Origin of the sequence: Blastococcus sp. TF02A-35 (assembly GCF_004571075.1) — a bacterium.
Classification (GTDB): Bacteria; Actinomycetota; Actinomycetes; order Mycobacteriales; family Geodermatophilaceae; genus Blastococcus.
Genome location: NZ_SPQP01000047.1, coordinates 1 through 25488, shown reverse-complemented (window position 1 = coordinate 25488; position 25488 = coordinate 1). Strand labels below are relative to the sequence as shown.

The 25488-nt window shown below is 74.2% G+C and carries 23 protein-coding genes and 1 pseudogene; 20 read left to right on the top strand and 4 right to left on the bottom strand.

Going from position 1 to position 25488, the window contains the following annotated elements:
- A pseudogene (locus E4P43_RS20660) lies at positions 1 to 305 on the bottom strand (hypothetical protein); the annotation flags it as partial.
- On the opposite strand from E4P43_RS20660, the gene E4P43_RS17355 reads away from it, so the two are divergent.
- The 9 genes from E4P43_RS17355 to E4P43_RS17315 all read left to right on the top strand — a co-directional run bounded on the left by E4P43_RS17355 (position 283) and on the right by E4P43_RS17315 (position 8462).
- Positions 283 to 978 carry a hypothetical protein gene (locus E4P43_RS17355; RefSeq protein ID WP_245159208.1) on the top strand — a complete coding sequence of 232 codons (696 nt, stop codon included), beginning with the start codon at positions 283 to 285 and terminating at the stop codon, positions 976 to 978. The pseudogene E4P43_RS20660 and the gene E4P43_RS17355 sit on opposite strands and share 23 nt — an antisense overlap.
- 54 nt (positions 979 to 1032) lie before the next feature.
- Positions 1033 to 1377 carry a YbaB/EbfC family nucleoid-associated protein gene (locus tag E4P43_RS17350; protein ID WP_135146697.1) on the top strand — a complete coding sequence of 115 codons (345 nt, stop codon included), beginning with the start codon at positions 1033 to 1035 and terminating at the stop codon, positions 1375 to 1377.
- Positions 1378 to 1417: 40 nt separating this feature from the next.
- Complete coding sequence (gene recR / locus E4P43_RS17345) at positions 1418 to 2017, top strand: recombination mediator RecR (protein WP_135146696.1); 600 nt, start codon at positions 1418 to 1420, stop codon at positions 2015 to 2017.
- A gap of 119 nt (positions 2018 to 2136) precedes the next feature.
- Positions 2137 to 2367, top strand: coding sequence for a hypothetical protein (locus tag E4P43_RS17340; RefSeq protein WP_135146695.1), 231 nt, complete (start codon positions 2137 to 2139; stop codon positions 2365 to 2367).
- Between the two features lie 179 nt (positions 2368 to 2546).
- Positions 2547 to 4253: an ABC transporter substrate-binding protein gene (locus E4P43_RS17335; RefSeq protein WP_135146694.1), complete on the top strand. Its 1707-nt coding sequence runs from the start codon at positions 2547 to 2549 to the stop codon at positions 4251 to 4253.
- Between the two features lie 90 nt (positions 4254 to 4343).
- On the top strand, positions 4344 to 5348 hold the full coding sequence (locus tag E4P43_RS17330; RefSeq protein ID WP_135146693.1) for an ABC transporter permease: 1005 nt from the start codon (positions 4344 to 4346) through the stop codon (positions 5346 to 5348).
- Positions 5345 to 6286, top strand: a complete 942-nt coding sequence (locus tag E4P43_RS17325; protein ID WP_135146692.1) for an ABC transporter permease — start codon at positions 5345 to 5347, stop codon at positions 6284 to 6286. Before E4P43_RS17330 ends, E4P43_RS17325 begins: the two co-directional genes overlap by 4 nt.
- On the top strand, positions 6283 to 7326 hold the full coding sequence (locus E4P43_RS17320) for an ABC transporter ATP-binding protein (protein WP_245159207.1): 1044 nt from the start codon (positions 6283 to 6285) through the stop codon (positions 7324 to 7326). The genes E4P43_RS17325 and E4P43_RS17320 overlap by 4 nt, the downstream gene beginning before the upstream one ends.
- Positions 7323 to 8462: an oligopeptide/dipeptide ABC transporter ATP-binding protein gene (locus E4P43_RS17315; protein ID WP_135146691.1), complete on the top strand. Its 1140-nt coding sequence runs from the start codon at positions 7323 to 7325 to the stop codon at positions 8460 to 8462. Before E4P43_RS17320 ends, E4P43_RS17315 begins: the two co-directional genes overlap by 4 nt.
- A 3-nt stretch (positions 8463 to 8465) precedes the next feature.
- On the opposite strand, the gene E4P43_RS17310 is transcribed toward E4P43_RS17315, so the two are convergent.
- Positions 8466 to 8840, bottom strand: coding sequence for a Rieske (2Fe-2S) protein (locus E4P43_RS17310; RefSeq protein ID WP_135146690.1), 375 nt, complete (start codon positions 8838 to 8840; stop codon positions 8466 to 8468).
- A gap of 117 nt (positions 8841 to 8957) precedes the next feature.
- Here E4P43_RS17310 and E4P43_RS20895 point away from each other — a divergent pair, with 117 nt between their 5' ends.
- Together E4P43_RS20895 and E4P43_RS17300 are read left to right on the top strand one after the other, a co-directional pair.
- Positions 8958 to 11018 (top strand): TPM domain-containing protein, encoded by a 2061-nt coding sequence (locus E4P43_RS20895; RefSeq protein ID WP_135146689.1) that lies wholly within the window; start codon positions 8958 to 8960, stop codon positions 11016 to 11018.
- 81 nt (positions 11019 to 11099) lie between these two features.
- Positions 11100 to 11858, top strand: coding sequence for a VOC family protein (locus E4P43_RS17300; RefSeq protein WP_135146688.1), 759 nt, complete (start codon positions 11100 to 11102; stop codon positions 11856 to 11858).
- Between the two features lie 40 nt (positions 11859 to 11898).
- Here E4P43_RS17300 and E4P43_RS17295 read toward each other — a convergent pair whose 3' ends face one another.
- Positions 11899 to 12867 carry a pirin family protein gene (locus E4P43_RS17295; RefSeq protein ID WP_135146687.1) on the bottom strand — a complete coding sequence of 323 codons (969 nt, stop codon included), beginning with the start codon at positions 12865 to 12867 and terminating at the stop codon, positions 11899 to 11901.
- A gap of 113 nt (positions 12868 to 12980) precedes the next feature.
- On the opposite strand from E4P43_RS17295, the gene E4P43_RS17290 reads away from it, so the two are divergent.
- From E4P43_RS17290 to mnhG, 9 genes are all read left to right on the top strand, one after another.
- Positions 12981 to 13583 carry a helix-turn-helix domain-containing protein gene (locus E4P43_RS17290; protein ID WP_167759227.1) on the top strand — a complete coding sequence of 201 codons (603 nt, stop codon included), beginning with the start codon at positions 12981 to 12983 and terminating at the stop codon, positions 13581 to 13583.
- Positions 13580 to 14866 carry an MFS transporter gene (locus E4P43_RS17285; protein ID WP_167759226.1) on the top strand — a complete coding sequence of 429 codons (1287 nt, stop codon included), beginning with the start codon at positions 13580 to 13582 and terminating at the stop codon, positions 14864 to 14866. Before E4P43_RS17290 ends, E4P43_RS17285 begins: the two co-directional genes overlap by 4 nt.
- A 27-nt stretch (positions 14867 to 14893) precedes the next feature.
- A complete protein-coding gene (locus tag E4P43_RS17280) occupies positions 14894 to 16711 on the top strand; it encodes an ABC-F family ATP-binding cassette domain-containing protein (protein ID WP_135146685.1) in 1818 nt (605 codons plus the stop codon).
- Between the two features lie 116 nt (positions 16712 to 16827).
- Entirely contained in the window at positions 16828 to 19713 is a 2886-nt protein-coding gene (locus E4P43_RS17275; protein WP_135146684.1) for a Na+/H+ antiporter subunit A, read from the top strand.
- A complete protein-coding gene (locus E4P43_RS17270) occupies positions 19710 to 20237 on the top strand; it encodes a Na(+)/H(+) antiporter subunit C (RefSeq protein ID WP_135146683.1) in 528 nt (175 codons plus the stop codon). Before E4P43_RS17275 ends, E4P43_RS17270 begins: the two co-directional genes overlap by 4 nt.
- On the top strand, positions 20234 to 21976 hold the full coding sequence (locus tag E4P43_RS17265; protein WP_135146682.1) for a Na+/H+ antiporter subunit D: 1743 nt from the start codon (positions 20234 to 20236) through the stop codon (positions 21974 to 21976). The genes E4P43_RS17270 and E4P43_RS17265 overlap by 4 nt, the downstream gene beginning before the upstream one ends.
- Positions 21973 to 22548: a Na+/H+ antiporter subunit E gene (locus E4P43_RS17260; RefSeq protein WP_135146681.1), complete on the top strand. Its 576-nt coding sequence runs from the start codon at positions 21973 to 21975 to the stop codon at positions 22546 to 22548. The genes E4P43_RS17265 and E4P43_RS17260 overlap by 4 nt, the downstream gene beginning before the upstream one ends.
- Complete coding sequence (locus tag E4P43_RS17255; protein WP_135146680.1) at positions 22545 to 22886, top strand: monovalent cation/H+ antiporter complex subunit F; 342 nt, start codon at positions 22545 to 22547, stop codon at positions 22884 to 22886. Before E4P43_RS17260 ends, E4P43_RS17255 begins: the two co-directional genes overlap by 4 nt.
- The gene (gene mnhG / locus E4P43_RS17250; RefSeq protein ID WP_135146679.1) at positions 22883 to 23359 is read left to right on the top strand and encodes a monovalent cation/H(+) antiporter subunit G; all 477 of its coding nucleotides are present in this window, start codon (positions 22883 to 22885) and stop codon (positions 23357 to 23359) included. The genes E4P43_RS17255 and mnhG overlap by 4 nt, the downstream gene beginning before the upstream one ends.
- A 21-nt stretch (positions 23360 to 23380) precedes the next feature.
- Here the strand turns inward: mnhG and leuA are convergent, their stop codons facing one another.
- Complete coding sequence (gene leuA, locus E4P43_RS17245) at positions 23381 to 25069, bottom strand: 2-isopropylmalate synthase (protein ID WP_348522235.1); 1689 nt, start codon at positions 25067 to 25069, stop codon at positions 23381 to 23383.
- Between the last annotated feature and the right edge of the window lie 419 nt (positions 25070 to 25488).

The following is a 25488-nucleotide window of genomic DNA, read 5'->3' as shown; positions in this document are numbered from 1 at the left end:
TGCGGCCGGTCGACGGTGCTGATCGGCACGTCGGCGGCGATGCGGCCCAGGTAGAGCGCGGCCACCCGGTCGGCGACCTCGAAGACGTCGACCATGTTGTGGCTGATGAAGACGACGGCGTGGCCGGGGGAGAGGCCCCGCCCCGCGACCGCCCCCGCCCAGGCGGCGGGCGACTGGCCGGAGACGGCCCAGCCCGGCAGCCGGCCGAGGCCCGCCCGGCCGGCGGCCCCCCAGGAGCAGGCCCCCGCACCCGCCGCCGAGCCCGCCGCCCGGCACCCCCGCGTGGCGCAGGGCGAGCCGGACATCCCGCTCCCGCCCGAGCCCACCGACGACGAGGACTGGCCGCACACCGCGCAGCCGGCCGCCGTCCAGGCCGCGGCGGCCCGGGTCGAGCAGCCGCGTCCGCCGGCGTCCCCGCCGCGTGCGGCCGCCGAGTCGGCCCCCGCCCCGCGCGGTGGGGAGCCGACGCCCGTGGTGTCGGCCAACCCCCCGGATGCGGCAGGAGGCGACGGCGAGCTCACCACCGCCGACGTCCGCCGGGTGTGGCCGGAGCTGCTCTCCGTCGTCAAGAAGCACAAGCGCACCACCGAGGCGCTGCTCAAGAACGCCCAGGTGCACCAGCTGGCCAACGGCGTCCTGACGCTGTCCACCTCCTCCCCGGCCCTGGCGCGCCGGCTGGGCGACGACCTGAACAAGGACGTCCTCCGCGAGGCGCTCAACGAGCTCCTCGGCGTGCGGTGGCGCGTGGACGCCGTGGTCGAGGGCGCCGGCGGCGGTCAGGCCTCCGCACCGACCCCCGAGGTGGCGCGCGAGGCCGCGCGGCAGGCCGAGGCGGCCGAGGCCCGCGAGCTCATGGCCGAGCGGGCGGCGGAGGTCTCCTCCGGGGGTGACCGCGAGCCCGAGCCCGCGGTCGACCAGGAGCAGGCGGCGCTCCAGCTGCTGCGGGCCCAGCTGGGCGCCCGCCCGGTCGACAGCTGACCCATCCGCCCCGGCGTTCCCGCCGCTGTCGGATCCGCGGCCTACTCTCGTGGCATGTTCCCCGGAGGCGCGCCCGACCTGTCGCAGCTGATGAAGCAGGCGCAGGAGATGCAGCAGCAGCTCGTCGCCGCTCAGGAGGAGCTGGCCGCCACGGAGGTCACCGGCACCGCGGGCGGCGGCCTGGTGTCGGCGACGATGACCGGCGACGGTGACCTCACCGCGCTGACCATCGCGCCCGCGGCCGTCGACCCGGAGGACCTCGAGACGCTGCAGGACCTCGTCGTGGCCGCGGTGCGCGACGCCAAGCGGGCGGCCGACGAGCTCGCCGCCAGCCGCATGGGCCCGCTCGCCGGTGGCCTGGGCGGGCCCGGCGGGGGACTGGGCCTGCCCGGCTTCTGACCGGCGCCCACCCGACCTACTTCGCAACCCGAGGAGCACCGTGTACGAGGGTGCCGTCCAGGACCTGATCGACGAGCTCGGTCGCCTGCCCGGCGTGGGGCCCAAGAGCGCCCAGCGCATCGCGTTCCACCTGCTGTCGTCCGAGTCCGCCGACGTCAGCCGGCTGGTGGCCGCGCTGACGCGCGTCCAGGAGTCGGTCCGGTTCTGCGTGACCTGCTTCAACGTCGCCGAGGCCGAGCAGTGCCGCATCTGCCGCGACCCGCGCCGGTCCGAGGACGTGCTCTGCGTCGTCGAGGAGCCCAAGGACGTCGTCGCGATCGAGCGCACCCGGGAGTTCCGCGGCCGCTACCACGTGCTGGGCGGGGCGATCAGCCCGATCGACGGCGTCGGCCCCGACGACCTGCGGGTCAAGGAGCTCATGACGCGGCTGATGGACGGCACCGTCAAGGAGCTGATCATCGCCACCGACCCGAACCTCGAGGGCGAGGCCACCGCCGCCTACTTGGCGCGCCTGGTCGGCCCCATGGGGCTGGCGGTGTCGCGCCTGGCGAGCGGGCTGCCGGTGGGCGGCGACCTGGAGTACGCCGACGAGGTGACGCTGGGCCGGGCGTTCGAGGGCCGCCGCCGCATCGACGCCTGACGGCACCGGGGGCGTCGCCGCGAGACGCGCACGGGCGCGCCGCCTTGTCGGAACCGACTGGTTCTGGAACCGTTCCTCCATCCCCGGCCGGGGAGCAGCCCAGGAGGAACGGAGCACCCGTGAAGCGACTCGTCACCGCCGCCGCGACCATGCTGACGCTGGCAGCGGGCGTGGTCACCGCCGCGCCCGCCCAGGCCGAGCGGATCCCGATCTTCGGGCCCTACGCCTCGCTGCGGACCTGCCAGTACCACCAGGGGGACTTCCAGAAGACGGGGTGGACGATCGTCCAGTCCTGCACCTACTACGCGCTGGCCAGTGGCTCCGGTTACTACATCCGGGCGATCAAGTAGCGCCCGACCAGGCCGTTCGCCCTCGAAGGTCACGGCTTGGTGTCGATGGCGATCCTGCTCTCACGGCGAGCGAGAACCCCGGCCTAGGGTCCGGGAACGTCCGTGGATCTTCTCGACCCCACGGCGCCCCGTCCGGAACTCGTCCGGTCCAGCTGGGCCGGGAAGGCAGGTCTTCCGCGATGACACGTCGTCGTACCACCCGAGTGCTCGCCGCCTCCGCGGCCGCGCTCACCGCAGTCACACTCTCGGCCTGCGCGTCCAGCGACCGCGACTCCGGCGGCAACGAGGGTGGCGGTGAGTCCGGCGGCACGCTGGTCTTCGGCGCCGCCGGTGACCCGAAGATGTTCGACCCCGCCTTCGCCAGCGATGGCGAGACCTTTCGGGTCGCCCGCCAGATCCACGAGGGCCTGCTCGGCAACGAGCTGGGCGGTACCGACCCGGTGCCCGAGCTCGCCGAGGACTGGGAGGTCAGCGAGGACGGCCTGGAGTACACGTTCGAGCTGCAGCAGGACGTGAAGTTCCACGACGGCACGGACTTCAACGCCGAGGCGGTCTGCTTCAACTTCGACCGCTGGTACAACTTCGAGGGCCTGGCGCAGAGCCCCAGCGCGACCCCGTACTACCAGGACGTGTTCGGCGGCTTCGCCTCCACGCCCGACACCCCGAGCATCTACGAGAGCTGCGAGGCGACCGACGAGAGCACCGCGGTCATCCGGCTGACCCGGGTGACCTCGAAGTTCCCGTCCGCCCTCGCCCTGCCCGCCTTCTCCATCCAGAGCCCCACCGCTCTGCAGGAGTACGACGCGGACAACCTGAGCGGCAGCGAGGACGCCCTCACCTACTCCGAGTACGCCACGGAGCACCCCGTCGGCACCGGCCCGTTCAAGTTCGAGAGCTGGGACCGCGGCAACGGCGAGGTCACCATCGTCCGCAACGACGACTACTGGGGCGAGAAGGCCAAGCTCGACAAGGTCATCTTCCGCACCATCTCCGACGGCAACACCCGCCGCCAGGAGCTGCAGGCCGGCTCCATCGACGGCTACGACTTCGTCGCGCCGGCCGACTACGAGACGCTGGAGGGCGAGGGCGCGCAGGTGCTCGTCCGCGACCCCTTCAACATCCTCTACCTGGGCTTCAACGCCGGCGGCGTCGCCGGCACGACGGCCAACCCGGCGCTGCAGGACCCGCGCGTCCGCCAGGCGATCATCCACGCGATCGACCGCGAGACGATCGTGAACTCCCTCCTGCCGGAGGGCGCCGAGGTGGCGACCCAGTTCATGCCGCCGACGGTCGACGGCTGGGCCGACGACGTGACCACCTACGACTACGACGTCGAGAAGGCCAAGTCGCTGCTCGCCGAGGCCGGTGCGACCGGCACGACGCTGAAGTTCTACTACCCGACCGAGGTCAGCCGGCCGTACCTGCCGGACCCGGCCGCGATGTTCCAGGTGATCAACCAGAACCTCCTGGACGCCGGCTTCACGGTCGAGGCGACCGCGCTGCCCTGGAACCCGGACTACCTGAACGCGGTCCAGGCCGGTCTCCAGTCCGACATCCACCTGCTCGGGTGGACCGGTGACTACAACGACGCCTACAACTTCATCGGCACGTTCTTCGGCCCCAAGGCCGACGGGCTGGCCAAGGCGGAGTTCGGCGCCTTCAGCAACCCGGAGATCTTCGCCGCGCTGGAGGAGGGTGACGCCGCGCCGGACCCGGCCGACCGGACCGAGAAGTACCAGGAGGCCAACCGGCTGATCATGGACTACCTGCCGGGTGTCCCGATCTCGCACTCGCCGCCGGCGCTGGTCGTCTCGGAGCGGGTCCAGGGCCTCGAGCCCAGCCCGCTGACCGCCGAGGTCTTCTCCACGGTGTCCCTGAACGACTGATCCGGTTCCCCGGCCGCGCCGGTGGTGGTGACCCCACCACCACCGGCGCGGCCGGACCCGCTCCCGAACCAAGAAGGCTGACCCGAGCGCGTGCTCCGCTTCATCGTCCGTCGGCTGCTGCAGCTGATCCCGATCCTGCTCGGGCTGTCGGTGCTGCTGTTCGCCTGGCTGCGTGCCCTCCCCGGTGGTCCGGCCCAGGCCGCGCTGGGTGAACGGGCCACCCCCGAGGACATCGCCCGCTACAACGAGCTCTTCGGGCTCGACGAGCCCATCTACGTCCAGTACCTGCGGTTCCTCGGCCGGGCGGTCCAGCTGGACTTCGGCACGTCGGCCCGCACGGGCCGCGCCGTGACCACCGAGTTCCTCGAGCGGATGCCCGGCACCGTCGAGCTCACGATCTTCGCGATGATCTTCGCGATCGGCGTGGGCATCCCGCTCGGCTACCTCGCCGCCCGCAAGCACGGCAGCTGGCTGGACTCGACGTCGGTCATCGGCTCGCTGCTCGGCGTGGCGATCCCGGTGTTCTTCCTCGCCTACCTGCTCCGGCTGGTGTTCGCCGTCGAGCTGGGCTGGCTGCCCGGCTCCGGGCGCCAGGACGTGCGCATGGACGCCACCCGCATCACGAACTTCTACGTGCTCGACGGGCTGCTGACCCGGGAGTGGGACGCGGCGTGGGACGCCGTCCTGCACCTGGTCCTGCCCGCGATCGCGCTCGGCACCATCCCGCTGGCGATCATCGTCCGCATCACCCGCGCGTCGGTCCTCGACGTCGTCAACGAGGACTACGTCCGGACGGCGAACGCGAAGGGCCTGGCGACGGCGACGGTGCGCCGCCGGCACATCATCCGCAACGCCCTGCTCCCGGTGTCCACGACGATCGGCCTGCAGGCGGGCCTGCTGCTCTCGGGCGCCGTCCTCACCGAGACGGTGTTCGCCTTCGGCGGTGTCGGGTCGGCGATCTACGAGGCGATCTTCTCCCGTGACTTCGCCGTCCTGCAGGGCTTCATCCTTCTGCTCGCGGTGGTCTACGTGCTCATCAACCTGCTGGTCGACATCTCCTACGGCCTGCTCGACCCGCGGGTGCGTGCCCGGTGACCGCCTTCGGTGACGTCCGCCGCCGGCGGATCGACGAGCTCGCCGCACGTGCCGGCGCCGTGCCGGAGGGCGAGGGCGGGGTCTCGCTCACCCGCAGCGCCTTCCGCCGGCTGCGGCGCAACCCGGTGGCCATCATCGGGGCGGTCATCGTCCTGGTCTTCCTGCTCGTGGCCGCGTTCGCGCCGCTGCTGGCACCGCGCGACCCGCTGGCCCAGACGCTGCTCTCCCAGATCCGCCCCGGCTCCATCCCCGGCGCGCAGGAGGGCTTCCCGCTCGGGGTCGACAACCTGGGGCGCGACCTGCTGTCCCGGCTGATCATGGGGTCCCGCCAGTCGCTGATGATCGGCGTGGTCTCGACCGTGCTCGGCGTCGTCGTCGGCATGGCGCTCGGGGTGCTGGCCGGCGGGCTCGGCGGCTGGGTGGACACCGTCGTCATGCGGTTCGTCGACATCGTGCTGTCGATCCCCAGCCTGCTGATGGCGATCAGCATCTCGGTGCTGCTGGGCCAGAACCAGTACGCGCTGATGATCGCGATCGCGGTGACCCAGGTGCCGATCTTCGCCCGGCTGCTGCGCGGTTCGATGCTGGCCCAGCGCAACAGCGACTACGCCCTCGCGGCGACGGCGCTGGGCGTGAAGAAGGGCCGGATCATCTTCGGCCACGTGCTGCCCAACTCGCTGTCCCCGGTGATCGTCCAGGGCACGCTGTCCCTGGCGACGGCGATCATCGAGGCCGCGGCGCTGTCGTTCCTCGGCCTCGGCGACCCGGACCTCGCCCGCCCGGAGTGGGGCGCGATGCTGGCCAACGCGCAGGCGTTCCTGTCGATCCGGCCGGAGCTGGCCGTGTACCCGGCGCTGTGCATCATCGTCGTCGCGCTCGGCTTCACCCTGCTCGGTGAGTCGCTGCGCGAGGCCCTCGACCCGAAGTTCCGGAGGTGAGCGTGATCCCGGCCGAGCCCGTGCTCGAGGTCGAGGACCTCGCCGTGCGGTTCACCCGCCGCGGCGAGCAGCCCACCCGCGCCGTCGACGGCGTCAGCTTCTCCGTCGCGCCGGGGGAGACCGTCGGCCTGGTCGGCGAGTCCGGCTGCGGCAAGTCGGTGACCTCCCTGGCGGTCATGGGCCTGCTCCCGCGGCGCGGGGTGGAGGTGAGCGGCTCGGTCCGCTTCCAGGGCCAGGAGCTGGTCGGCGCGCCCGACAGCCAGCTGCGGCGCCTCCGCGGGGCCGACATGGCGATGGTCTTCCAGGACCCGCTCTCCTCGCTCAACCCGACCGTGCCGATCGGCACCCAGGTCACCGAGGTGCTGCTCGAGCACCGCGACATGAGCAAGAAGGAGGCCGTCGACGAGGCGGCCGCCCTGCTGGACAAGGTCGGCATCCCCGACCCCCGCCGGCGGCTGAAGGAGTACCCGCACCAGCTCTCCGGCGGCATGCGCCAGCGCGCGCTCATCGCCATGGCGCTGGCCTGCTCGCCCCGCCTGCTCATCGCCGACGAGCCGACGACGGCGCTCGACGTGACCATCCAGGCCCAGATCCTGGAGCTGCTGCGCGAGCTCGTCGTCGACACCGGGACGGCGCTGGTGATGATCACCCACGACCTCGGCGTCGTCGCCGGGCTGTGCGACCGGGTGCACGTCATGTACGCCGGTAAGATCATCGAGACGGCCGACCGGCACGACCTGTTCGCCCGCCCGCGCCAGCCCTACACCGGGGGCCTGCTGGCCTCGGTGCCGCGGCTGGACGGCGGCCGTGGCGCCCCGCTCACGCCGATCCGCGGCTCGGCGCGCGACACCATCCCCTGGGCCGAGGGCTGCGCCTTCGCGCCGCGCTGCGACAACGCCCAGGACGACTGCCTCACCGAGGTCGCCGGCAGCACCGTGTCGCTCGAGCCCGACGGCCCGGGCCGCGAGCTGCGCTGCCGGCACCCCATCCAGTACCCGCCGTCCACGGGCGGCGCCACCGCCTCCGGAGTGCTCCGATGACCGCCGTGCCCGCGTCCGAACCGCTGCTGCGCGTGCAGGGCCTCGAGGTGCACTTCCCGATCAAGCGGGGCCTCGTCTTCGACCGCACGGTCGGCCACGTGCGCGCCGTCGACGGCGTGGACCTCGCCATCGACCGCGGCACCACCTACGGCCTGGTGGGCGAGTCCGGCTGCGGCAAGTCCACGCTGGGGCGGGCCGTGCTGCGGCTGGTCGAGCCGACGGCCGGCCAGGTGGTCTTCGACGGCACCGACGTCGCCGCGCTCAAGGGCGAGCAGCTGCGCACCATGCGCCGGCGCATGCAGATGGTCTTCCAGGACCCGCTGGGCAGCCTGGACCCGCGGCAGAACGTGGAGTCGCTGCTGGCCGAGCCGCTCAAGGCGCACGGGCTCGGCGGCGGCACCGCCGGCATCGCCGCCCGCATCCGAGAGCTGCTGGACGCCGTCGGCCTGCCGACGGCGGCGCTGCGGCGGTACCCGCACGAGTTCTCCGGTGGCCAGCGGCAGCGCATCGGCATCGCGCGGGCGCTGACCCTCGAGCCGGACCTGCTGATCGCCGACGAGCCGGTCTCCGCGCTCGACGTCTCCGTCCAGGCCCAGGTCGTCAACCTGCTGGAGGAGCTGCAGGAGCGGCTGGGCCTCACCTACCTGGTGATCGCGCACGACCTCGCCGTCGTCCGGCACATCAGCGACGTCGTCGGCGTCATGTACCTCGGCTCGCTGGTGGAGCAGGCCTCCGCCGACGACCTGTACGAGGAGCCGCTGCACCCGTACACGCGGGCCCTGATGAGCGCGGTGCCGGTGCCGGACCCGGTCGTGGAGGCCGGCCGGGAGCGGATCCTGCTGGCCGGCGACCTGCCGTCGCCGGCGAACCCGCCCAGCGGCTGCCGGTTCCACACCCGCTGCCCGTGGCGGCAGGAGACGCGCTGCGACGACGAGGTCCCGGTGCTGCGGGAGCTGGCTCCCGGTCGGCTGGTGAGCTGCCACTGGGCCGAGGAGATCCGCGACGGCGTGCTGCGGCCGAAGTCGCCGGAGGAGGTCGCTGCCACCCAGGGGGTGTCGGTGGCGCCCACCGGCGTGGAGACGATCGAGAGCGACGCGCTGGTGCAGGGCATCGACGCCCCCATCGAGCGGACCTAGCGCCTACTCGAGCGTCACCTGGTCGCCCTGGCGGGTGGCGCGGCGGACCCGGAGCCGGGCGATCGACCCCAGCAGCCGCACCAGCTGGGTGTAGCCCGGTGTCGGGCCGTGGTAGCCGAGGAAGCCGCGCGGCCCCTCGACCATCTCGCCGGTCCTGACGTCGTAGCGGCTCTGGTGCCACGGGCAGACCAGGCAGCCGTCGGCGTCGACGGTGCCCTCGGACAGGTCGGCGAGCTGGTGGCGGCACGTCCTCGACACCGCGAAGTAGCGGTCCTCGCCGTCCGGGCCGGGGCCCCGGTTGCCCACCGCCCAGTCGCCGACGCGGCGCACGGTCCTCGCGGGCAGGTCGGCGGCGGGGACGGAGTCGCGGTCGGGCACAGGGCCTCCTGGGTCGCTGGGGCGTCGTCGACCGCCCCTACCCACGGCGGCCGGGCCGGACCCCTCGGCCGTCGGTAGGGTCGCGGACGTTCCCCATCGCCCGTCCAGGAGGTCTCCGTGCGCCGGTTGTGCGTCGTCCTGGGGGTGCTCGTCCTGCTCCTCCTCACCGGCGGTCCGGCGTACGCGGTCCCACCGTTCCGGCTGGCCGACCAGGTCACCGACGAGGTGGGCGCCCTGCGCGGTCGCGAGGACGAGGTCGAGGACGCCATCGACGAGCTGCGGCGGGCCAACGGGATCCAGCTGTTCGTGGCGTTCGTGGCGAGCTTCGACCAGGCGCAGGGCCGCGACTGGGCCGGCGCCACCGCCGAGCTGAGCCAGCTGGGCCGCAACGACGCGCTGCTGGTGGTCGCCGTGGAGGACCGCGCGTACGGCTTCTCGCGGCCGCCGGCCTCGCCGCTGTCGCAGGTGGAGCTGGAGGACCGCGCCGCGGAGGAGGTCGAGCCGTTCCTCGGCGAGGGTGACTGGGCCGGCGGCGTGACGGCGTTCGCCGCGCTGCTGCGGGACGGCGAGACCGCGGCCGAGGGCTCCGACCAGGGCTCCTCGGGCGGGGGTGGCGCGACGCTGCTGGTGCTCGGCGGCGTCGCCGTCGTCGGTGGTGGCGCCTACCTGGTCAGCCGGTCGCGCCGGAACGGCCGCGGCGGCGCCCTGCCGCCCGGCCGACGGCGGGAGCGCGACCCGCACGAGGGCGTGCCGACCGACCAGCTGCAGGGCCGGGCCAGCGAGGCGCTGCTGGAGCTGGACGAGGCGGTCAAGACCTCCCAGCTCGACCTCGACTTCGCCCGCGTCCAGTACGGCGAGGAGGCGGTCGCCGGGTTCGGCGCGGCCCTGGAGCAGTCGAAGCAGGACCTGGCCCGGGCGTTCTCGGTCCGCCAGCAGCTGGACGACGGGCCGGGGGAGCGGGGGGCCGGCCGGGACGAGCCGACGACCCGCCGCATGCTGGCGGAGATCCTGGCTCTCACGGCGGCCGCCGACGCCCGGCTGGACGAGCAGAGCGCCGCCTTCCAGCAGCTGCGCGACCTGGAGAAGAACGCCCCGCAGGTGCTCGACGGCCTCGGGCCCCGCATCGCCGCCCTCCGCGCGCGGCTGCCGCAGGAGGAGCAGCGGCTGGCCGACCTCCGGCAGCGGTACGCGGGGAGCGCCGTCGCGGCCGTCGTGGACAACGTCGGGCAGGCCGGTGCGCGGCTGGACGCGGCCGAGCAGGAGATCCGCGAGGCCCGCGAGGCGCTCTCGGCCGGCCGGGGCGGGGACGCCGTCGGTGACGTCCGCGCCGCGGAGGACGCGGTCGCGCAGACCGAGAGGCTGCTGGACGCCGTGGGCCGCCTCGCCGCCGACCTCGACGCCGCCGCCGGGCGGGTGGCCGCGGCGCGCGCGGAGACCGAGAAGGACCTCGCGGAGGCGCGGGCGCTGGTCCGCGCGGGGGACCGCACCGGCCTGGAGCCGCAGATCGCCCGTGCCGAGGCGGCGCTGACCGCGGCCGACGCCGCGCTGCGTCCGCCCGACGGCTCGCCGGGGGACCCGCTCGCGGCCCTGCGCCAGCTGGAGGACGCCGACGCCGCGCTCGAGCAGACCCTGGGGGCGGCCCGGGACGCGCAGACCCAGGCCCGCCGGGCGGCCGCCGCGCTGGACCAGGCCATGCTCACCGCCCGGTCCACGCTGGCCGCGGCCACCGACTTCATCGACACCCGGCGCGGTGCGGTGGGCCCGGAGGCCCGCACCCGGCTGGCGGAGGCCCGGCGCTACCTGGAGGCCGCCGTCGACGCCGGCGGCACCGACCCGGTGAGCGCGCTGCGCTCCGCCCAGCAGGCCGGCCTGCTGGCCGAGCACGCGCTGGACCTCGCGCAGGACGACGTGGACCGCTGGAACTCCGGCTACGGCGGTGGGCCCGGCGGGGGGATGCCCGGTGGGTTCGGCGGTGGCTACCGGCGCGGCGGGGTGGACCTCGGCAGCCTGGTGCTGGGCGGCATCCTGCTGGGCGGTGGGCGCTCCTCAGGCGGCTTCGGCGGTGAGTTCGGCGGCGGGGGCGGTTTCGGCGGCGGCGGCGGTTTCGGCGGCCGCAGCTCCGGCGGCGGCTCCTTCGGTGGCGGCGGTGGGCGCAGCTCCGGGGGCGGCCGCTTCTGACCCGGGGGCCGCACCGCGACCCCTGGGAACTGTCGGTGGCCGGTGCCACCGTGGTCCTCCCCACACCTCGAGGAGGACCCGATGCCCACTCGTGAGACCGCGTGGCCGGCCGGTACGCCGTGCTGGGTCGACTACGGAGCCGGTGACGTCCCCGCAGCGCAGAGCTTCTACGCCGACGTGTTCGGCTGGGGCTGGACCGGCGGCGACGCGGAGTACGGCGGCTACCTGAACGCGCTGCTCGACGGCCAGCCGGTCGCCGGCCTCGGCCCGAACCCGGACGCGGCGGTGCCGAACGGCTGGACCACCTACTTCGCCACCGACGACAGCCGGGCCACCGTGGCCGCGATCCGCGAGGCCGGCGGCACCGTCGTCGTGGAGCCGATGCAGATCGGCCCGCTCGGCACGATGACGATCGCCGTCGACCCGCAGGGCCACGGCTTCGGGCTGTGGGAGTCCGGCGAGCACACCGGCGTCCGCCGCTACAACGAGCCGGGGTCGCTGGTGTGGAACGGGGCGGCGGTCGAGGACACGGAGAAGGCGCGGGAGTTCTACACCGCGGTCTTCGGCTTCCGGTGGGAGCCGGTGGACGCGGAGATGGACTACAGCACCTTCGCCACCACCGGTGACCCGCTGGGCGGGCTGGGCGGGCTGGCCACCGGGGGCCCGGCCGGCTGGTCGGCCTGCTTCGCGGTCGCGTCGACCGACGACGCGGTGGCCCGCGTCCGCTCCGGGGGCGGCACCGTGACCATGGCGCCGATGGACACGCCCTACGGCCGCTTCGCCGTGGTCGCCGACCCCTGGGGTGCGGCGTTCTCGGTGATGGAGGTCGCCGCGGCCTGAGCGGTGCGCGGCCGGTGCGAGCGGGGCGCACCGGCCGGGGTCAGCGCACCCGGCCGCGGGCCACGAGCGGGACCGGGGGCAGCGGCGGGGCGGCGAGCCGGTCGCCGTCATAGCCCGTGACGACGCCGAAGCGCTCGTCCTCGGCGTTCCACTGCTCGGCGTAGGAGGCGATCTCCTCGCTGGAGCGGCCGACGAAGTTCCACCACATGACCAGGCGCTCCTCGAACGGCTCACCGCCGAGCAGCAGCAGCCGGGCCGCCTCCGGCGCGCGCAGCCGCAGCGAGCGCCGGCCGGTGCCCAGGTAGAGCATTGCGCCGCGCTCCAGCAGCACGTCCTCGATCGAGGCGGAGCCGGAGGAGGCCAGCAGGGCGTACTCGAAGTCCGGCTCCAGCGGGATCTCGACGTCGGCGCCCGCGGTCAGGTCGAGGTCGGCTCCCATCAGCGGGCTGTAGGCGCGGCCCGGCGAGGTCGTGCCGGCGAAGCTGCCCATCAGCACGGTGCTGCGCAGCCCGTCGGAGCTGAACCCGGGCAGGACGTCGTGGTGCTCGAAGTGCGGCGCCACCTCGCGGTGCGCGTCCGGCAGCGCCACCCACAGCTGCGCCCCGTGCAGGTACCGCGGGTGCGAGGCGGGGGACTGCTCCGAGTGGGAGATGCCGTGGCCGGCCGTCATCAGCGCGAGCCCGCCAGGGCGCACCATGACGTCGCTGCCGAGGGAGTCGAGGTGGTGCACCTCCCCGTCGAGCAGCCACGAGACGGTCTGCAGGCCGGTGTGCGGGTGCGGCGCCACCTGCATGCCGGGGCCGGTGGCGATGTCGTCGGGCCCGTAGTGGTCGACGAAGGCCCACGCGCCGACCATGCGCCTGCCCAGCGTCGGCAGCAGCCGCCGCACCCGGGTGGACTCGCCGAGCATGACCTCCTTGCCCGGCAGCAGGTCCAGCACCGGACCCGTCGAGGTCTGCTGCAGCCCGCCCAGCTCGCGGGTGGCAGGGCGACGGTCCAGGTTGCTCATGCGTACTCCTCCGCCCGGGGCCGAAATGGCCACTTCGGCCCCCGTCATTGTGCGCCGTAGGAGGCCGGGGAGCGAAGGTTGCAAAGAAACCTTTGCATCTCTACCGTGGCGCCGTGCCTCCGGAGCCGTCGTCCCCAGCGCCCGCCGTCCAGGTCACCGACGTCCGCGCGCTGCGGGCGCTGGCGCACCCGCTGCGCAACCGGCTGCTCGCCCGGCTCCGGCTGGACGGCCCGGCCACGGCCAGCCGGCTGGCACGCGCCGTCGGCGAGAGCAGCGGGTCGACCAGCTACCACCTGCGGCAGCTCGAGGCGTACGGGTTCGTCGAGGAGGTCGAGGGCGAGGGGACGGCGCGCGAGCGCTGGTGGCGCGCCCGCCACCGGCAGACCAGCTGGCGCCCGGGCGACCTCCTGGCCCAGGAGGGCGGCGCCGAGGTGCAGGAGGAGTTCACCCGGCTGGCGATCGACCAGCAGGCGCGCGTGCTCGACGCCTGGTTCGCGCAGCAGGACCGGCTCGGGCCGGAGTGGGCCGATGCCGCCTCGCTCAGCGACTACGCGCTGCGGCTGACGCCCGCCCAGACCCGCGAGCTGGCCGCCGAGCTGCACGCGACGCTGGCGCGCTGGATGGCCGAGCACCCGGCCGACACCGCGCAGGAGGGGGCAGGCGAGCGGGTCTGCGTGCTGGTCGACCTCGTCCCGCTGCGGGACTGGCCGACGTGAGCGCCCCGCAGACGGTCGCCGCCGCGACCCGCCGGCTGGTCGGGCTCACCGCGCTGCGCTGGCTGCCCGTCGGCCTGACGGCACCGATCACGGTGCTGCTGGCCCAGTCGCGCGGCCTCACGCTCGCCGAGATCGGCGTGCTGCTCACCGTCCACGGCGCGGTGGTGCTCCTGCTCGAGCTGCCCACCGGCGGCCTGGCCGACGCCCTCGGGCGCCGCCCGGTCGTGGTGGCCGGCGCCGTCCTGCACCTGCTCTCCTGCCTCGTCCACGCCACGGCGAGCACCTTCGCCGGCTTCCTCGTCGGCGTGCTGCTCCTGGGCCTGGGCCGTGTCCTGGACTCCGGGCCGGTCGAGGCCTGGTACGTCGACACGGTGCACCGGATCGACCCGGGCGCGGACGTCGCGCCCGGGCTGGCCAGGCACTCGGCGGCCGACGGCGGCGGCCTGGCGGTCGGCGCGGTGGTCGGCGGCCTTCTCCCGGGGCTGCTCGGGGGCGGCGGCGCCCTCGCGGTGCCCTACCTGGCCGCCGCCGTGCTGGACCTCGTCCTCATCGCCGCGGTGCTCCGGCTGCTGTCCGAGGAGCGCCCGCCCCGGGAGGGCAGCGCCCGTGCGGCGCTGGCCGACGGGCTGAGGGCGGTCCCGGCGACGGTGGGCGGCGCCGTGCGGCTGTCGCTGACCGACCGACCGATGCGCGTGGTGCTGCTCCTGACCGCGGTCGGCGGCGTGGGCCTGGCGGCCTGCGAGCTGCTCGGCCCGGTGCGCTTCGGCGAGCTCGCCGGCGACCGTGACGACGGTGCCGCCGTCTACGGCGTGGTCCTGGCGACCTCGTTCGCCGCGGCGGCGGTCGGGGCGATGGCCGCGCCGGCGCTGCGGCGGGTGCTGCGCGGGTCCACCCGCGCCGCCTGCGCGGTGCTCGCGGTCCTCGGTGGCGCCTCGCTGGCCGCCCTGGCGGGACCGGACCTGCTGGCCGTGGCCGCCACCGGGTTCGTCCTCCACTACGTCGCCCACGGCTCGGCCTGGCCGCTGCTGAGCGCGGTGCTGCACACCCGCGTCACCGCCGCGCACCGCGCCACGGCCGTCTCGGCGATGTCGCTGGCGATGGCGCTCGGCGGGATCCTGGGCAACCTCGTCGTCCCGCCGCTGGTGGGCTCCGCGGGGCTGGGTGCCGGCTTCCTGGCCGTCGCCGGCGTGGTCGCGCTGGGTGCGGTCGCCTGCCTGCGGCTGCCGCGGACGACGGCCCGCGACACCGCCGTCGCCGTCGACGGGGCGCTCGTCGGATACTGAGGGCCTCATGACTTCTGCGACCCGCCGATGAGCGCGCCCCTCAACCTGGTCAACCTCGAGCGGGTGCACAAGGCACACGGCACGACCGTCATCCTCGACGACGTCTCCCTCGGCGTCGCCGCCGGCGAGCGGATCGGGATCGTCGGCCGCAACGGCGGTGGCAAGAGCACGCTGCTGTCGCTCATCACCGGTGCCGACGACCCGGACTCCGGCCGGGTCACCCGCCGCGGCGACCTGGCGATGGGCGTGCTCGACCAGTCCGGCACCCTCCCGCCGGGGACGACGGTCCGCGACGTCGTCCTGCCCTCGTCGATGTTCGCCGCCGAGCACGAGTGGGCCGGCGACCCCGCCGTGCGCTCGGTCCTGACCGGCCTGGAGCTGGACCGGCTGGGCCTCGACGCGCCGGTCGCCCCCATGTCCGGTGGCGAGCGGCGCCGCGTGGCGCTGGCCGCCCAGCTGATCCGCCCGCTGGACCTGCTGGTCCTCGACGAGCCGACCAACCACCTCGACGTCGAGGGCGTGGCCTGGCTGGCCGAGTACGTGAAGCGGCGCACCGGCGGGCTGGTCGTCGTCACCCACGACCGGTGGTTCCTCGACGAGGTCTGCTCGACCACGTGGGAGGTCGCCGACGGCGCCGTGCACTCCTACGAGGGCGGCTACTCGGCCTACACCCTGGCCCGGGCCGAGCGGGCGCGGATCGCCTCGGTCACCGAGGAGCGGCGGCTCAACCTGGTCCGCAAGGAGCTGGCCTGGCTGCGCCGCGGCCCGCCGGCGCGCACCAGCAAGCCGAAGTTCCGCATCGAGGCGGCCCAGGCGCTCATCGCCGACGAGCCCCCCGCCCGGGACTCGATGGCGCTCAAGGGCTTCGCCGCCAAGCGGCTCGGCCGGACCGTCTTCGACGTCGAGGACGTCGACTACGCCGTCCCCACCGAGGACGGTCCGCGCACCCTGTTCAAGGACCTGACCTGGAACGTCGGCCCGGGGGACCGGATCGGCATCGTGGGCGTCAACGGGGCCGGCAAGACCTCGCTGCTCAAGCTGCTCGTGGGCGAGACGGAGCCGGACTCGGGCCGGGTCGTGGTCGGGCAGACGGTGGCCGCGGCGTACCTGTCGCAGCACGTGACCGAGCTGCCGCGGACGCTGCGGGTGGTGGAGGCGGTGCAGGACATCGCCCGCATCGCGCGGATCGGCAACCAGGAGATCTCGGCGTCGTCCCTGGCCGAGCGGTTCGGGTTCATGGCCAACCGCCAGTGGACGCCGGTCGGCGACCTCTCCGGTGGCGAGCGGCGGCGGCTGCAGCTGCTGCGCCTGCTCATGGCCGAGCCCAACGTGCTGATCCTCGACGAGCCGACCAACGACCTCGACATCGACACCCTCACCGCGCTCGAGGACCTGCTCGACGGGTTCCCGGGCACGGTGCTGGTCGTCAGCCACGACCGGTACTTCGTCGACCGCGTCTGCGACAAGGTCGTGGCGCTGCTGGGCGACGGCTCGCTCGCCGAGCTGCCCGGCGGCGTCGACGAGTACCTGCGCCGGCGGGCCGAGGGCGGTGCCCCGCTGACCTCGGCGGGGGACGGCGGCCCGCGGCCGGTCGGCACGCCCTCCACGGCGGCTCCCGCGGTCTCCGCCGCCGAGGCGCGGGCGGCGAAGAAGGAGGCGGCGAAGCTGGAGCGGCGGATGCTCAAGCTGGACGCCGACGAGAAGAAGCTGCACGAGCAGCTCGCCGCCGCGGCCACCGACTACGCGAAGGCCGCCGAGCTCGACGCGCAGCTGCGGGCCGTGCAGGCGGAGAAGGAGCAGGTCGAGGAGGAGTGGCTGGCCGCCGCGGAGCTCGCGGAGGGCTAGGCCGGCATCGCCGCCGGAGGCGGTCGGTGGCGCACGACCGGTAATCTGGTCCTCATCCGCCGGCCGTCGTCCGACGTCAGCGGTGTCCGAGAAGCCCGCTGACCTCCCGGAGACCCGTGCTCGCACTCCTGCTCCTCCACCTGCTCGCGGCCGTGCTCGCGCCGGTCCTGGTGCGGTGGTGGGGGCGGAACGCCTTCCTGGTGCTGGCCCTGGTGCCCGCGGCCGGGTTCGCGTGGGTGCTGACCCGGACCGGCCGCACCACCGACGGCGGGGCGCTGCACGAGTCGGTGCCGTGGGTGCCGCAGCTGGACCTGGAGGTCGCCCTCCGGCTGGACGCGCTGTCGCTGACCTTCGCGCTGCTCGTCACCGGGGTCGGCGCGCTGGTCCTGCTCTACTGCGCCCGCTACTTCGAGGCCGACGACGAGGGGACCGCCCGGTTCGCGGGCACCCTCACCGCGTTCGCCGGCTCGATGCTCGGGCTCGTCCTGGCCGACGACCTGCTGCTCCTCTACGTGTTCTGGGAGCTCACCACCGTCTTCTCCTACCTGCTCATCGGTGGCGCCGGCACCAAGCTGGCGGCCCGCCGCGCGGCCAGCCAGGCGCTCGTCCTCACCACCGCCGGCGGGCTGGCCATGCTGATCGGCCTGATCATGCTGGGCGAGACCAGCGGCAGCTACCTGTTGTCGGAGGTCGTCGCCGACCCGGGCAGCGGCCCGCTGCTCGTCGCCGGCACCGTGCTCGTCCTCGCCGGCGCGGTGACGAAGTCGGCGATGGTCCCGTTCCACTTCTGGCTGCCGGCGGCGATGGAGGCCCCGACGCCCGTCAGCGCCTACCTGCACGCCGCCGCGATGGTGAAGGCCGGGATCTACCTGGTGGCCAGGCTGGCGCCCGGGTTCGCCGACGTGCCGGGATGGCGGCCGCTGGTCCTCGGCCTGGGCCTGGCCACGATGCTGGTCGGCGGCTACCGCGCGCTGCGGCAGAACGACCTGAAGCTGCTGCTGGCCTTCGGCACGGTGAGCCAGCTCGGTTTCCTCATGGTGCTGGTCGGCGGGGGCAGCCGGGAGCTCGCGGCCGCCGGCCTGGCGATGACGCTGGCGCACGCGCTGTTCAAGTCCACGCTGTTCCTCACCGTCGGCGTCATCGACCACGCGACCGGGGTGCGGGACCTGCGCCGGCTCTCGGGCCTGGGCCGGCGGCTGCCCGCGCTCGCGGTGGTCGGCACGCTGGCGGCCGCCTCGATGGCCGGCCTGCCCCCGCTGCTGGGCTTCGTGGGCAAGGAGGCGGCGTTCACCGCGCTGTGGGACGGCGGGCTGCCCGACCGCAGCGCCGCCGTCGGGGTGCTGGTGGGCCTGGTGCTCGGCTCGGTCCTCACGGCTGCCTACACGGCACGCTTCGTCTGGGGCGCGTTCGCCCGCAAGCCGGACCTGCCGGCCACCGAGCCGGCCGACCTGGTCCACCCGCCGACGGCGCTGTTCCTGCTCCCCCCGGCGGCGCTGGCGCTCACCGGGCTGGTGCTCGGGCCGGCCAGCCCGCTGCTGGAGCCGCTGGTCGCGGGCTACGCCGACACGCTGGCCCCCGTGGCCCCGGAGCCGGAGAAGCTGGCGCTGTGGCACGGGCTGCAGCCGGCGCTGCTGCTGTCGGCGGTCACCGTCGTCGGTGGTGCCCTGCTCTTCCTCACCCGGAGCGCCGTCTTCCGGGCGCAGCGCCGCGTGGCCGTCGGTGCCTCGGCTGACGAGGGGTACTGGAACACCCTCCAGGCGGTCGACCGCATCGCCGTCCTGGTCACGGGCACCACGCAGCGCGGCTCGCTGCCCGCCTACCTCGGCACCATCCTGGCCGTCGTCCTCGCCCTGCCCGGCTCGGTGCTGCTGTTCCGGGCGCCGTGGCCGGGGGAGTGGCGGGCCTGGGACACGCCCGTGCAGGCGCTCGTCGGGGCGGTGATGGTCATCGCCGCGCTGCTCGCGCTGCGCATCCGGCAGCGGCTGTCCGCCGTCCTCGTGGTCGGCGTGACCGGCTACGGCCTCGCGGTGCTCTTCGCGCTGCAGGGCGCCCCCGACCTGGCGCTCACGCAGTTCCTCGTCGAGACCCTCACCCTGGTCGTGTTCGTGCTGGTGCTGCGCAAGCTGCCCAAGGACATCACCGAGCGGCACCGGCCCCGCGAGCGGCTGGGCCGCGGGGTCATCGCCGTGGGTGTCGGCGCGCTCATGGCCGCGGCCGGCGCGGTCGTGCTGAGCGCCCGCACCGCCACCCCCGTCTCCGTGGACTACCCCGCCGAGGCCTACGACTTCGGGGGCGGCCAGAACATCGTCAACGTGACCCTGGTCGACATCCGCGCCTGGGACACGCTGGGGGAGATCTCGCTCCTCGTCGTCGCCGCCACCGGCGTGGCCAGCCTGGTGTTCCTGCGGCGGCGGACCGGCAGCGTCGACCGGCTCGACCCGGTGGAGCTGGCCCGGCAGGAGCGCAGCTCCCGGCGGGCGCCCCGGGGGCAGTGGCTGGCCGCCACGGTGACCCTGGCGCCGGAGCGGCGGTCGGTCATCCTCGAGGTGATCACCCGCGTGCTGTTCCACCCGATCCTGGTCTTCTCGCTCTTCCTGCTGTTCAGCGGGCACAACGAGCCCGGCGGCGGCTTCGCCGGTGGGCTCGTGGCCGGGCTGGCGCTCGTGCTGCGCTACCTCGCCGGTGGCCGCTACGAGCTGGGCGAGGCCGCGCCGGTGGACCCCGGCCTGCTGCTCGGGGTCGGGCTGCTGTTCTCCGGCACGACCGGCGTCGTCGGGCTGCTGCTGGGCGCCGACGTGCTGCAGACGGCGATCCTGGAGACCACGCTGCCGGTGCTCGGCGACGTCAAGCTCGTCACGTCCCTGTTCTTCGACATCGGCGTCTACCTGATCGTGGTGGGCCTCGTGCTCGACATCCTGCGCAGCCTCGGGGCCGAGCTCGACCGCCAGGCCGACGAGCACGACCCGATCGACTCCGCGCCCGGAGAGGTGATCCTGCGATGACCCCCACCGTCGTCCTGCCGGTGGTCATCGGCGTCCTCTACGCCGCCGGCGTCTACCTGCTGCTCGACCGCAGCCTCACCCGGGTCCTGCTGGGCTTCCTGCTGCTGGGCAACGCCACGAACCTGCTGCTGCTGTCCACCGGCGGGCCGTCCGGGCTCGCGCCGATCCTCGGCTACGCCGAGCCCGAGGAGATGAGCGACCCCCTGCCGCAGGCGCTGGTCCTGACCGCGATCGTCATCACCTTCGGCATCGCGGCGTTCGTGCTCGCGATCATCTACCGCTCCTGGCGGCTGGTGCGGCAGGAGGTCATCGAGGTCGACGAGGAGGACCGCCGGGTGGCCCGCCGCTCGGGCACCGACGCGGACGAGATCGACCCCGACGACCTCGCCCCCGAGGACCGCGCGGCGATGCACGCCGACACCTTCGCGGCCGACAACGAGGTGGAGGCGACGCTGGCCCGGCACTACGCCGGCATCGCCTCCGACGACGTCGACCTCCCGCCGACCGACCGGCACCTGAAGTGATCCGCGTCCTCACCCCGCTGCCGGTCCTGCTCCCGCTGCTGGGCGCCGCGGCGGCCCTGCTCGTCGGTGGCCGGCACCCGCGGATGCAGCGGACGCTGAGCGTCGCGGTGCTCACCGCCGTGCTCGGCGTCTCGATCGCCCTGCTGCTGCTCGCCGACTCCGAAGGCGCCGCGGCGCTGTCGGTCGGCGGGTGGCCGGTTCCGCTGGGGGTCGTACTCGTCGTCGACCGGCTCTCGGCCCTCATGCTGGTGGTCGCCGCGGCGGTGGCGCTCGGGGTCCTCGTGTTCGCGGTGGGCCAGGGCGCGGCCGACGGCGACGCCGAGACACCCATCTCGATCTTCCACCCGACGTTCCTGGTGCTCATCGCGGGCGTGGCCAACGCCTTCCTGGCCGGCGACCTGTTCAACCTCTACGTCGGGTTCGAGATCCTGCTGACCGCCAGCTACGTGCTCCTGACGCTCGGGGGCTCGGCAGCGCGCATCCGGGCGGGGATCACCTACATCATCGTGAGCCTGCTCAGCTCGGTGCTGTTCCTCGCCGCGATCGCCCTGGTCTACGCGGCGACGGGCACGGTGAACATGGCCCAGCTCGCCGGCCGGCTCGCGGAGCTGCCCGAGGGCACGCAGCTGCTGCTCCAGTCGATGCTGCTGATCGCGTTCTGCATCAAGGCGGCGGTCTTCCCGCTGTCGGCCTGGCTGCCCGACAGCTACCCGACCGCCCCGGCGCCGGTCACCGCCGTGTTCGCCGGCCTGCTGACGAAGGTCGGCGTCTACGCCGTCATCCGCACCCAGACGCTGCTGTTCCCCGGCGGTGCGCTGGACGAGGTGCTCATGTGGGCCGCCCTGGCGACGATGGTCGTGGGCATCCTCGGCGCGGTGGCGCAGACCGACGTCCGCCGGATCCTGTCCTTCACGCTGGTCAGCCACATCGGCTACATGGTCTTCGGGATCTCGCTGGCGTCCACCGCGGGGCTGGCCGGTGCGATCTTCTACGTCGTCCACCACATCGCGATCCAGACGACGCTGTTCCTCGTCGCGGGGCTGATCGAGCGCCAGGGCGGCTCGACGAGCGTGAACCGTCTCGGCGGCCTGGCGACGGCCTCACCGCTGCTGGCGGTCCTGTACTTCGTCCCGGCGATGAACCTGGCGGGCATCCCGCCGTTCTCCGGCTTCATCGGCAAGCTCGGCCTGCTCGAGGCCGGGGTGGCCGACGGCGGGTGGCTGCCGATCGTCCTCGTCGCCGGTGGGGCGGTGACCAGCCTGCTGACCCTGCTGGCCATCTCCCGCGTGTGGAGCCGCGCCTTCTGGCGGCCACCGACGCAGTCGCCCGCCGACGACACCTCCGACGCCGCGGCCGCCGACGCCGGCCCGGACCTCTCGCCGGAACCGCTGCCCTCCCCGGTGGAGGAGCAGGAGCCGGCAGGGGAGAAGCAGCCGGCAGGGGCGGCCCTGGGTGACCGCGCCGAGGCGCGGCGGGCGGCCTGGCAGCGGCACACGGCGGTCGCCACGGCGAGCACGCCGGCCACGGACGGCCTCGGGAACGACGAGCGGCCCGGCCGGCCGCTGCGGCCGCTGCCCCGGGTGATGGTCGCCTCCACCGCCGCGATGGTCGTGGTGACCGTCGGGCTGACCGCCCTGGCCGGTCCGCTGTACGGGATCGCCGACCGGGCGGCCGGTGACCTGCGGGACCGGGGGCCCTACATCTCGTCGGTCTTCGGCGACGACGGGGCCGTGCCGTGAGCGCCGAGAGCGCCGCGCCGGCCGCCCACCGGCTGCGGCACCAGCTCCCCCTGCTGGTCTGGCTCGTGCTGGTCTGGAACCTGCTCTGGGGCACGTGGTCGTGGGCCAACCTGCTCAGCGGGGTCGCGATCGCGCTAGGGGTGACCCTGCTGCTGCCCCTGCCCCCGGTGACCGGCGGCTCCCGGCTGCGCCCCCTGCCGACCCTGTCGTTCCTGGGCTGGTTCGTCCTCGACCTGATCGGCTCCGGGGCGCTCGTGGCCTGGCAGACGGTGCGGCCCAGCGGCATCGACCGCAGCGCGGTCATCACCGTGCAGCTGCGCACCGACTCCGACCTGCTGCTCACCATCGTGGCCGAGTCGCTGTCGCTGGTGCCCGGCTCGATGGTGATCGACATGGACCGCGAGCGCCGCACCATCTCGCTGCACGTCCTGCACGTGCGCGACTCCGGCGACGTCGAGCGGCAGCGGGCGTCGGTGCTGAAGCAGGAGGAGCGGGTGGTGCGCGCGTTCGGCTCGCCCGAGGAGGTCGCGGCGCTGGCGCCCGCGCGGAGCACGGGGAGGGTGGCGACGTGACGGTCGTCTACTGGGCCGCCTACGGGATGCTCGGCGTGGGGGCCTTCCTGGCGCTGGTCCGCCTGGGGATCGGTCCCTCGCTGCTGGACCGCGTGGTGGCCACCGACACCCTGCTGGTCATCATCGCCGCCGGCCTCGCCGTGCACGCCGGGCTGGAGCGGGACCCCACCGTCGTGCCCGTGCTCGTGGTGGTCTCCCTCCTGGCGTTCGTGGGCTCGGTGTCGGTGGCCCGCTACATCGGCGGCATGCTGGTGGGCTCCGCCGACGACGGGCAGGACGTCGGCCTGCCCGAGGCCGCCGAGGAGCGGGCGGCACGGGCTGCGGAGGCCTCGCGGTGAGCGTGCTCGAGGTGGCACGGGACGTGCTGGCCGTCGCCCTCCTGCTCGCCGGCACGTTCCTCTGCCTGACCGCGGGGCTCGGGCTGCTGCGCTTCCCCGACGTCCTCGCCCGGATGCACGCCGGCACCAAGCCGCAGGTGCTCGGGGTGCTGCTGGTCATGGTGGGCGCGGCCATCCGGCTGCAGGGCTGGTCGGCGACCTGGATGCTGCTGCTGGTCGCCGTCTTCCAGATGCTGACCGCACCGGTCAGTGCGCACATGGTCAGCCGGGTCGCCTACCGCCGCCGGCACGTGCGCCGTGACCGCCTGCTGGTCGACGAGCTGCGCACGGGCGGAGGCGGTGCGGGCGACCGGGTCTACAAGGGCGACGAGCCCGCGGACGCGCCGCCCGAGGAGCCGGCCACGGCGCTGGCCGAGAGCCGCGAGGAGGACGGGCGCGCCGAGAACGGGCGCGCCGAGGACGGGGTGCGCTGAGCCGCGCACCCCGCCCCGCGGTCAGCCGCGCTGGGCGCGGTTGACCGCCGACACGACGGCGCGCAGCGAGGCGGTGACGATGTTGGGGTCGATGCCCACGCCCCACAGCACCCGGTCGCCGACGGCGCACTCGACGTAGGCCGCCGCCCGGGCGTCGCCACCGGCGGACATGGCGTGCTCGGCGTAGTCGAGCACCCGGACGTCGACGTCGACGCTGCGCAGCGCGTCGACGAACGCCGCGATGGGGCCGTTGCCGCGCCCCTCCACGGTCAGCGGGACGCCGTCGTCGACCAGCTCCACGACCATCTCGTCGGTGGTGTCGCCGTGCGCGGTGTGCCGGTGCCCGCTGAGCGAGAACCGGCCCCAGGGCGCGGCCGGGTCGGGCAGGTACTCGTTGCTGAAGGCGGTCCACATCTGCTCGGCGGTGACCTCACCGCCCTCGTCGTCGGTGTGCCGCTGGATGACCGCCGAGAACTCGATCTGCAGCCGGCGGGGCAGGTCGAGGTGGTTCTCGGTCTTCATGATGTAGGCGACGCCGCCCTTGCCGGACTGGCTGTTCACCCGGATCACGGCCTCGTAGCTGCGGCCGACGTCCTTGGGGTCGATCGGCAGGTAGGGGACCGCCCAGGCCTGCTGCTCCACCGGGACACCGGCGGCCTCGGCGTCGGCGGCCAGCGCCTTGAAGCCCTTGTTGATCGCGTCCTGGTGCGAGCCGGAGAACGCCGTGTAGACCAGGTCGCCCCCGTAGGGGTGCCGCTCGTGCACGCCCAGCTGGTTGCAGTACTCGACCGTGCGGCGGATCTCGTCGATGTCGGAGAAGTCGATCTGCGGGTCGATGCCCTGGCTGAACAGGTTCAGGCCGAGGGTCACCAGGTCGACGTTGCCGGTGCGCTCGCCGTTGCCGAACAGGCAGCCCTCGATGCGGTCGGCGCCCGCCCGGTAGCCCAGCTCGGCCGCGGCGACGGCGGTCCCGCGGTCGTTGTGCGGGTGCAGGCTCAGGATCACCGAGTCACGCCGGGCCAGGTTGCGGTGCATCCACTCGATCTGGTCGGCGTAGACGGTCGGCTCCGCCATCTCCACGGTCGCCGGCAGGTTGAGGATGGTCGGCCGGTCGGGGGTGGGCTCCCAGACGTCGGTGACGGCGTTGCAGACCTCGACGGCGAAGTCGAGCTCGGTGCCGGTGAAGGACTCGGGGGAGTACTCGAACCGGATCTCGGTGTCGCCCATCTGCTCGGCGAGCTTGCGCACCACCTGCGCGCCGTGGACGGCGATGTCGATGATCCCGGCGCGGTCGGAGCCGAACACGACGCGGCGCTGCAGGGTGCTGGTCGAGTTGTAGAGGTGCACGATCGCCTGCTTGGCGCCCCGCAGCGACTCGAAGGTGCGCTCGATCAGCTCGTCGCGGGCCTGCGTGAGCACCTGGATGGTGACGTCGTCAGGGACCAGGTCCTCGTCGATCAGCTGCCGGACGAAGTCGTAGTCGGTCTGGCTGGCCGCCGGGAAGCCGACCTCGATCTCCTTGTAGCCCATGCGGACGAGCAGCTCGAACATGCGCCGCTTGCGGTCGGGCGTCATCGGGTCGATCAGCGCCTGGTTGCCGTCGCGCAGGTCGACGGCGCACCAGCGGGGGGCGACGGTGGTGACCTTCTCCGGCCAGGTGCGGTCGGGCAGCGCGACCGGGGTGAAGGGCGCGTACCGGTGGATCGGCATGCCCGAGGGCTGCTGGGGGCTGCGGGCGTGCGGGTGGGTCTCGCTCATGGGGGAGGGCTCCTGGGGCGGGTGCCGTGCGCGGAGTGCGCACAGCTCCGGGGACGGTCAGCGGACGCCGGGAACGCCGGAACCCCGCGACGAGGGAGCCGACCTAGGAGAGGGCCTCGCCGCGGCGGGTAAGCAGGAGGCTGCCGCGCACGTGCCCACGGTAGCAGCGGGTCGGCGCACGTCGCACCGACACGGGCGGTCGGCGTCCGGGATGTCCGTACCTGTGCACGGGGCGGGTGGGGGAGCGCGGGGGGGGGGTCGAGGTAGGTGAAGTGGATGCGGGCCGGGTGGTTCGGCAGCAGCCCGAGGTCGTCGACGCCGGCGAGCTCGCGGGCGAGCGCCAGGCGGGTGTTGAGCCACTTGGCGTGCAG

Bases quoted from the DNA above. Each gene is read 5' to 3' on its own strand.
- E4P43_RS17270 (WP_135146683.1), top strand. From the start codon at position 19,710: ATGACCCCCACCGTCGTCCTGCCGGTGGTCATCGGCGTCCTCTACGCC.
- E4P43_RS17300 (WP_135146688.1), top strand. From the start codon at position 11,100: ATGCCCACTCGTGAGACCGCGTGGCCGGCCGGTACGCCGTGCTGGGTC.
- E4P43_RS17315 (WP_135146691.1), top strand. From the start codon at position 7,323: ATGACCGCCGTGCCCGCGTCCGAACCGCTGCTGCGCGTGCAGGGCCTC.
- E4P43_RS17335 (WP_135146694.1), top strand. From the start codon at position 2,547: ATGACACGTCGTCGTACCACCCGAGTGCTCGCCGCCTCCGCGGCCGCG.
- E4P43_RS17280 (WP_135146685.1), top strand. From the start codon at position 14,894: ATGAGCGCGCCCCTCAACCTGGTCAACCTCGAGCGGGTGCACAAGGCA.
- E4P43_RS17350 (WP_135146697.1), top strand. From the start codon at position 1,033: ATGTTCCCCGGAGGCGCGCCCGACCTGTCGCAGCTGATGAAGCAGGCG.
- E4P43_RS17295 (WP_135146687.1), bottom strand. From the start codon at position 12,867: ATGAGCAACCTGGACCGTCGCCCTGCCACCCGCGAGCTGGGCGGGCTG.
- leuA (WP_348522235.1), bottom strand. From the start codon at position 25,069: ATGCCGATCCACCGGTACGCGCCCTTCACCCCGGTCGCGCTGCCCGAC.